The organism is Idiomarina sp. UBA4206, from assembly GCF_002383015.1.
Classification (GTDB): Bacteria; Pseudomonadota; Gammaproteobacteria; order Enterobacterales; family Alteromonadaceae; genus Idiomarina; species Idiomarina abyssalis.
The window spans coordinates 3,565-10,421 of sequence record NZ_DFTS01000057.1 but is presented as its reverse complement, the minus strand read 5'-3'; the positions used below and the strand labels follow the sequence as shown (position 1 = coordinate 10,421).

At 44.4% G+C, this 6,857-nt stretch carries 4 protein-coding genes and 2 pseudogenes; all 6 read left to right on the top strand.

The genetic code is table 11. From position 1 onward, the window contains the following. Positions 1–210, top strand: a pseudogene (locus B3180_RS11565) (hydroxymethylglutaryl-CoA lyase); the annotation flags it as partial. A 2-nt stretch (positions 211–212) separates the two neighbouring features. After that, a complete protein-coding gene (locus B3180_RS11560) occupies positions 213–2,156 on the top strand; it encodes an acetoacetate--CoA ligase (protein ID WP_286844680.1) in 1,944 nt (647 codons plus the stop codon). A gap of 3 nt (positions 2,157–2,159) precedes the next feature. Next, a complete protein-coding gene (locus tag B3180_RS11555) occupies positions 2,160–4,376 on the top strand; it encodes a putative bifunctional diguanylate cyclase/phosphodiesterase (RefSeq protein WP_278358758.1) in 2,217 nt (738 codons plus the stop codon). Between the two features lie 17 nt (positions 4,377–4,393). Further along, entirely contained in the window at positions 4,394–6,043 is a 1,650-nt protein-coding gene (locus B3180_RS11550; RefSeq protein ID WP_199494207.1) for an electron transfer flavoprotein-ubiquinone oxidoreductase, read from the top strand. A gap of 133 nt (positions 6,044–6,176) precedes the next feature. After that, positions 6,177–6,602 (top strand): hypothetical protein, encoded by a 426-nt coding sequence (locus B3180_RS11545; protein WP_222235481.1) that lies wholly within the window; start codon positions 6,177–6,179, stop codon positions 6,600–6,602. 160 nt (positions 6,603–6,762) lie between these two features. Next, positions 6,763–6,857: pseudogene (locus B3180_RS15765) on the top strand (H-NS histone family protein); the annotation flags it as partial.

The following is a 6,857-nucleotide window of genomic DNA, read 5'->3' as shown; positions in this document are numbered from 1 at the left end:
GTTGCTGGTTTAGGCGGATGCCCTTACGCTAAAGGTGCCAGTGGTAACGTTGCCACCGAAGATGTGGTGTACATGCTAAACGGTATGGGAATTAAAACCGGTATTGATCTGGACAAGTTAATCGCAGCCGGGGCCGATATTTGTCAGCATTTAGCGCATGGCCCCCGTTCACAAGTCGCGATAGCAGAATTGGCAAAACAAGGGGATTAAACATGACTTCAGAAGCATTGTGGCAACCGTCAGCAGATACCATTGCCAATGCCCGCATGACGGATTTCCTGCAACAGGTGAATACAGATAAAAATGTAGCACTGGCCAATTACCATGACCTTTACCAGTGGTCAGTCGACAACGACGAAAGCTTCTGGTCGATGGTATGGGATTACTTTGATGTTATTGGCGAAAAAGGTTCTACCGTCGTTACCGATAAAGAAAAAATGCCGGGTGCCAAATGGTTTCCTGAAGCCAAACTAAACTTTGCTGAAAACCTATTACGCCATAGAGATGATCACATTGCGCTTATTTTTCGTGGTGAAAACGGCGTAAGACAACAACTGACGTATGCTGAACTAAACCACGAAGTAGCCGCCTTTGCCGCGGGCTTGCGTCAACGCGGAGTCGAAGCTGGTGACCGTGTTGCTGCCATGATGCCCAATTGCATTGAAACCATTATTGGTATGCTGGCAACTACCAGTATCGGTGCTATCTGGTCATCCTGCTCTCCGGACTTTGGTGTTCAGGGTGTGCTTGACCGCTTTGGTCAAATTGAACCCAAAGTACTGATAACCGTTGACGGCTATTTTTATAATGGCAAAAACCTCAACATAAAAAGCAAAACCGCGGATATTATAAAAGAAATAAAAAGTATTGAAGCCACCGTTGTGGTCAATTTCAGTCAACAAAAAGACCGCCTTAAAGGTGAAAATGTTTTTGCCTGGAATGACTTTGGCGATGCCGAACAAACACAAATAGACTTTGTTCCTCGTAATTTTAATGATCCGCTCTATATTATGTTTTCATCTGGCACCACGGGCGTACCTAAATGTATTGTTCACGGTACCGGTGGCACGCTATTGCAGCATGTAAAAGAGCACGGCCTGCATACCGACTTAGACCGTGACGATAACCTATTCTATTTCACCACCTGTGGCTGGATGATGTGGAACTGGTTAGTCAGCGGTTTAGCTGTTGGCGCTACCCTTACCTTATTTGATGGCTCTCCTTTTGCACCGGAACCTGAATTTTTATGGGACGTTGCAGACGAAGAAGGCATTACCGTATTTGGTACCAGCGCAAAATACTTAGCGGCACTTGAAAAAGCCGACGTTAAACCAAGAGAAAGTCACAACCTGGAAAAGCTGCGCAGTATCTTAACAACCGGTTCTGTACTGCCGCCAGAAAGCTTTGATTACGTATATCGCGACATTAAAAAAGACCTTTGTCTTTCGTCTATATCGGGTGGTACTGACATTGTTTCTTGTTTTGCCCTTGGCTGCCCTATTCTGCCTGTCTACCGTGGTGAATTGCAGTGCCGCGGGCTTGGTTTAGCCGTGAATGTTTATGACGATAACGGCAAGCCGGTTCGTGGCGAAAAAGGCGAACTTGTCTGCGAAAATTCCTTCCCTTGCATGCCAGTGAGCTTTTGGGGAGATGATGACGGTGAGCGCTATTACAACGCCTACTTTGCCCGTTTTGAAAATACCTGGGCCCACGGTGATTTCGCCGAGCTAACTCAGCACGATGGCGTGATTATTTACGGCCGCTCTGATGCGGTTCTTAATCCTGGCGGCGTGCGTATTGGCACTGCTGAAATTTACCGTCGGGTAGAAAAAGTTGATGAAGTATTGGAAAGTATCGCTATTGGTCAGCAATATCACGATGACGAGCGTGTCGTTCTTTTCGTTAAGCTAAGAGAAGGTATAGAGCTTAACGACGAGCTGCGTCAAACCATTGCAAAAACCATTCGTGCAAACGCGACTCCACGTCACGTTCCTGCTGTAATTTTGCAGGTTGACGATATACCCCGTACTATAAGCGGTAAGATAGTTGAATTAGCGGTACGTAATGTGGTTCACGGTGAGCCTGTTAAAAACACAGATGCTCTGGCAAACCCAGAAGCACTGGATTACTTCCGTGATAGAGAGGAGTTGCGTTAATCCATGATGTTCCTGCACGGATCACGGCAGGCGGTCGTAGCAGCCATTGTAGGCCTGGTTATTACGGTTACCGCTTTTAGCTATTTGCGTTACCAAGAAAACCAAGTTGTCCACGACGCACTGGAAGCTGAAACTTACAGCTTACAGCGTGATATCCGGCAAAGTCTGGTTTCACATTTATTTGTCGCTGAACTTCTGGCGAGAGAGTGGGAACGCAGTGATCTGACCATAAAGGAACGCTGGAAGGAAAATGCCGATATCGTTACCTTGTACTATCAAAACGTGCAAGGTATCGCCTGGCTTAATGACGACCTCAACATTGAATTAATCTATCCCCAAAATGAACAGCCGGAGTTATTAGGCACCTCTTTCTCTAAAACTTCACTGGTTGGAAAACTGGAAGCATCTGAAGGTAATAGGCATGCCATGATGGGGCCTGCCGGAAATCTCGGTCGTATTAGCAGCGACATTGCCATTTTCGTCCGGGTTGAACGAGAGCAAAATCCAGGCTTTCTGGGGTTCATCATTAGCCTACAGAGTCTGTTCAGCAATGTTGTTCGCAGTAATATTAGTGAAGGCTTTCAACTGAGTGTACGAAGTGAAGACGACGTCCTTTTCCAGTTTGCCGGAGACTCTTCGTTACGTGATGAATGGTCCCATTATCACTCATTACAGTTGGTCGGCAACAGTTGGGAGCTTTCGGTTTGGCCTACGACGAATCATTTGGAACAGCTGCGCGGTGGTATCTCAGTAGCGGCCTTAATTGCCGGGCTACTGGTTACCAGTATGTTGACTTTTGTGCTTTATATTCTGGGGCAAAGCCGCTTTAAGGCGCAACAACTGGCCGATTCAAACATTGAGCTTTATAGTGAAATTGACGAGCGAGAGCGCATTGAAAAGCAAATGGCATACCTGGCCGAACACGACTCGCTCACCGGACTGGTAAACCGTAATGCGCTAAAACGTATTTTGGGTGAATGGCTGGAAACTGAATCACCGCATAAGAAAGCAGCTTTGCTTTTCATTGACTTAGACAGATTTAAAGAAGTTAACGACGCGCTGGGGCATACCGTTGGTGACGAACTCTTACGCAGAGTTGCGCGCCGTATTACGAAGCTGGCTCCTAAGTCCAGTGTTCTTTCCCGGGCTGGTGGTGATGAATTCTTACTCGCTATAGCAGAGCCGGACAGTCGCGAGAGCGTTATAAAGCTATCTGAACAGTTACTGCAAGCTCTCGACACCCACTTCTTTGTTGATGTGTACGAGTTATTTATTAGTGCATCCATTGGTATTACCTTTGCTGAGGATGCCGACTTTAACGCTGAATACTTTATTCGTAATGCCGATACGGCTCTTTACCAGGCTAAAGAGCATGGCCGTAACACTTATAAAGTTTACGATAAAGCCATACACAGAGACTTGACCAAGAAGCTGGAACTCGTTAAACGACTGCGCCATGCTGTTTCTAAACAACAATTAACGGTTTATTATCAGCCTAAGGTTGAGTTAAGCAGTCGCCGTATCAGCGGCCTTGAGGCCTTGGTGCGCTGGGTTGACGACGACGGCAGCATTATTCCACCGGATGAGTTTATTCCATTGGCTGAAGATACCGGTTTGATTATTCCGATATCAGAATACGTTATGGAAGAAGCTTTTCTCCAATTGAAGCAATGGCACGATATCGGATTTGAAGAGCTCAGTATCGCGATCAATATTTCAGGAAAGCAGCTACACTTACCTGAGCTGGTTGATGATATTATGGAGCGCGTAAATGAAGCTCAGATACCACCGAACAAAGTGGAACTAGAGCTTACTGAGCAAGTCTTTATTGAGAATATTCAGTCACATACCCGCTTTATGCATTCGGTACGTGAACACGGAATGTCACTGGCAATCGATGATTTTGGCGTAGGTTACTCTTCATTGTCGTATCTTAAGAACTTCCCGGTGACTTCATTAAAAGTTGACCGCTCCTTTGTTAAAGACCTGCCCCACAACGAAGATGACGCAACCATTACGCAGGCGATTATTAGTCTTGCACGCAACCTGAATATTCAACTGGTTGCAGAAGGTATTGAAACAGAAGAACAAGTCGAATTTTTATTACAGCGTGAATGTAGTACCGGCCAGGGGTTCCTTTTTAGTAAACCCGTGCCGGCACGACAAATCACCCAATTATTACAGCAGTATAAAGGGCTTATCCCTATCCAGATTGCCTGAATATAGCGGAGGTTAACGTGGAACGCGAAAGTATGGAGTTTGATGTCGTAATTGTTGGCGCTGGCCCTTCAGGGTTGGCAACGGCCTGTCGACTCGGTCAACTCGCACAGGAAAATGAGCAAGAGCTCATGATATGCGTTGTTGAAAAAGGCGCTGATATTGGCGCGCATATTTTATCAGGTGCCGTTTTTGAACCACGTGCCTTAAATGAACTTTTTCCTGACTGGAAAGAGCGCGGCGCGCCGCTTAATACGGAAGTTACCGGCGATGATATTCTGCTGTTAAAAGACGAAGATAGTCACACTCGTCTACCTGACTTTACCGTGCCAAAAACCTTCCATAATAAAGGCAATTATATTGCCAGTATGGGTAACCTTTGTCGCTGGATGGCAGAACAAGCAGAGCAACTAGGTGTAGAGATTTTCCCGGGCTTTGCAGCCTCAGAAATTCTATACAACGAAGACGGCAGCGTTGCCGGTATTCAAACTGGTGACATGGGTGTTGCTAAAGACGGTAGTGAAAAAGATGGCTACATGCCAGGTATGGAACTGCGTGCTAAGTACACTTTGTTTGCAGAAGGCTGCCGTGGACACTTAGGTAAAGAACTGATTAATAAGTTTGAACTGGATAAAGACAGTACACCTCAACACTACGGTTTAGGCTTTAAAGAAATTTGGGATATACCAGAAGAGCTGCATGAACCCGGGAAAGTGGTTCACACCGCAGGCTGGCCGCTAACCGACAGTAATGCCAGTGGTGGTGGTTACCTTTATCACGCTGAAGACGGACAGGTGTATTTAGGGTTAATTGTGGACCTCAACTACGCAAACCCATATCTGAACCCCTTTCAGGAGTTCCAACGTTTTAAAACGCACCCGGCAATTAAAAACGTGATAGAAAACGGTAAGCGCGTATCCTACGGGGCTCGTGCCATTACCAAAGGTGGCTATTACTCACTGCCGAAAATGACATTCCCGGGTGGTTTACTTGTCGGCTGTAACGCCGGTACTTTGAATTTCGCCAAAATTAAGGGTAACCATACTGCCATGAAGTCGGGCATGGTTGCCGCTGAATGCGTCTTTGAACAGCTTAAAAATGGTAAAGCCAACGACGACATCAGTAGCTTTAAAGACGCCTTTGAAAACTCATGGGTATTTGATGAATTATACCGCTCTCGTAATTTTGGCGGCGCAGTTCATAAGTTAGGTACCATGTTAGGCGGCGCATACAACATGGTTGACCAAAATTGGTTTGGCGGCAAATTACCCTTTAAATTTAAAGAGTGGACACCGGATTATAAAGCCACCGGTAAAGCCGAAGATTTTAAGGCAATTGACTATCCTAAACCTGATAATAAACTCACATTTGATCGTTTATCATCTGTCTTTTTATCTAATACTAACCATGCTGAAGATCAGCCTTGCCATTTAAAGCTGGAAAACGCTGATATTCCTTTAGAGGTTAATTTACCGAAATACGCAGAGCCCGCGCAAAGATATTGCCCCGCCGGCGTTTATGAGGTTGTTGAAGAGGACGGGAAACAAGTTTTCCAGATTAACGCTCAAAACTGTATACATTGTAAAACCTGTGACATTAAAGATCCCAGTCAGAATATTACCTGGGTTGTTCCGGAAGGTGGTGGCGGACCAACTTATCCTAATATGTAAGTAAAGTGTAAATCTCATAACAAAAAACACCAAAGCATGCTAAATGTTTTGGTGTTTTTTCATTTTAGGAACTTGTAAATTTTTAACCTGTCGACTTATTTAAGTCCTAAGTGTCCCTTAAACGAGGTGTATTATGAAACTATTAACGTCCTTAGCAATATTATCTTTATTAGCCTCCCCTTTCGCTCTGGCTCAGCAATCTGAAGATAATAACAATGAAGAACAAGAGCGCAGCGAAGAAGTTCGCAAGCAGCAAGACGACTTAAAAGCTGACATGGAGGCCATGCGAAACGAGCAAAAAGCTGAAATGGAAGCTATCCGCAACGAGCAAAAAGCGAAAATGGCAGAACGTAAAGAGGAACGGAAACAACAAAAAGCAGAGCGCAAGGAAGACAAAGCTGAGAAAAAAGAGAAATGGAAATCGATGAAAGAGAAACGTAAATCAGAAAAAGAAAAAATGAAAGAAAAACGCCAATCGCTTAAAGATAAGTCTGACGACTCAGATAAGAATGAAGACAAAGACGACGATAATAACGATGATGACAATGGTAACAATTAATTGTTAATAACTGAGTGTATAAAAGGCGGATCAATGATCCGCTTTTTCTGTTTGACACATAATTTTTAATTAATAATAAACTTCAATTAAAATACTTTATCTCGCTATAATGAATACAAATCAACATGAAATTTAAGTCAATCAAATAAGGTAAGAATCAATGAGTGATTTCATTAATATTCTGCGTCATGAGCGTCGTTTAAAAGCTGCACTAAAAGAACTTAACTTAAATGAACTGGAAAGCATTAAAGAAAA

Excerpts from the sequence above, each read along its gene's own strand:
- B3180_RS11545 (WP_222235481.1), top strand. The coding sequence starts at position 6,177 with ATGAAACTATTAACGTCCTTAGCAATATTATCTTTATTAGCCTCCCCT.
- B3180_RS11560 (WP_286844680.1), top strand. The coding sequence starts at position 213 with ATGACTTCAGAAGCATTGTGGCAACCGTCAGCAGATACCATTGCCAAT.
- B3180_RS11555 (WP_278358758.1), top strand. The coding sequence starts at position 2,160 with ATGATGTTCCTGCACGGATCACGGCAGGCGGTCGTAGCAGCCATTGTA.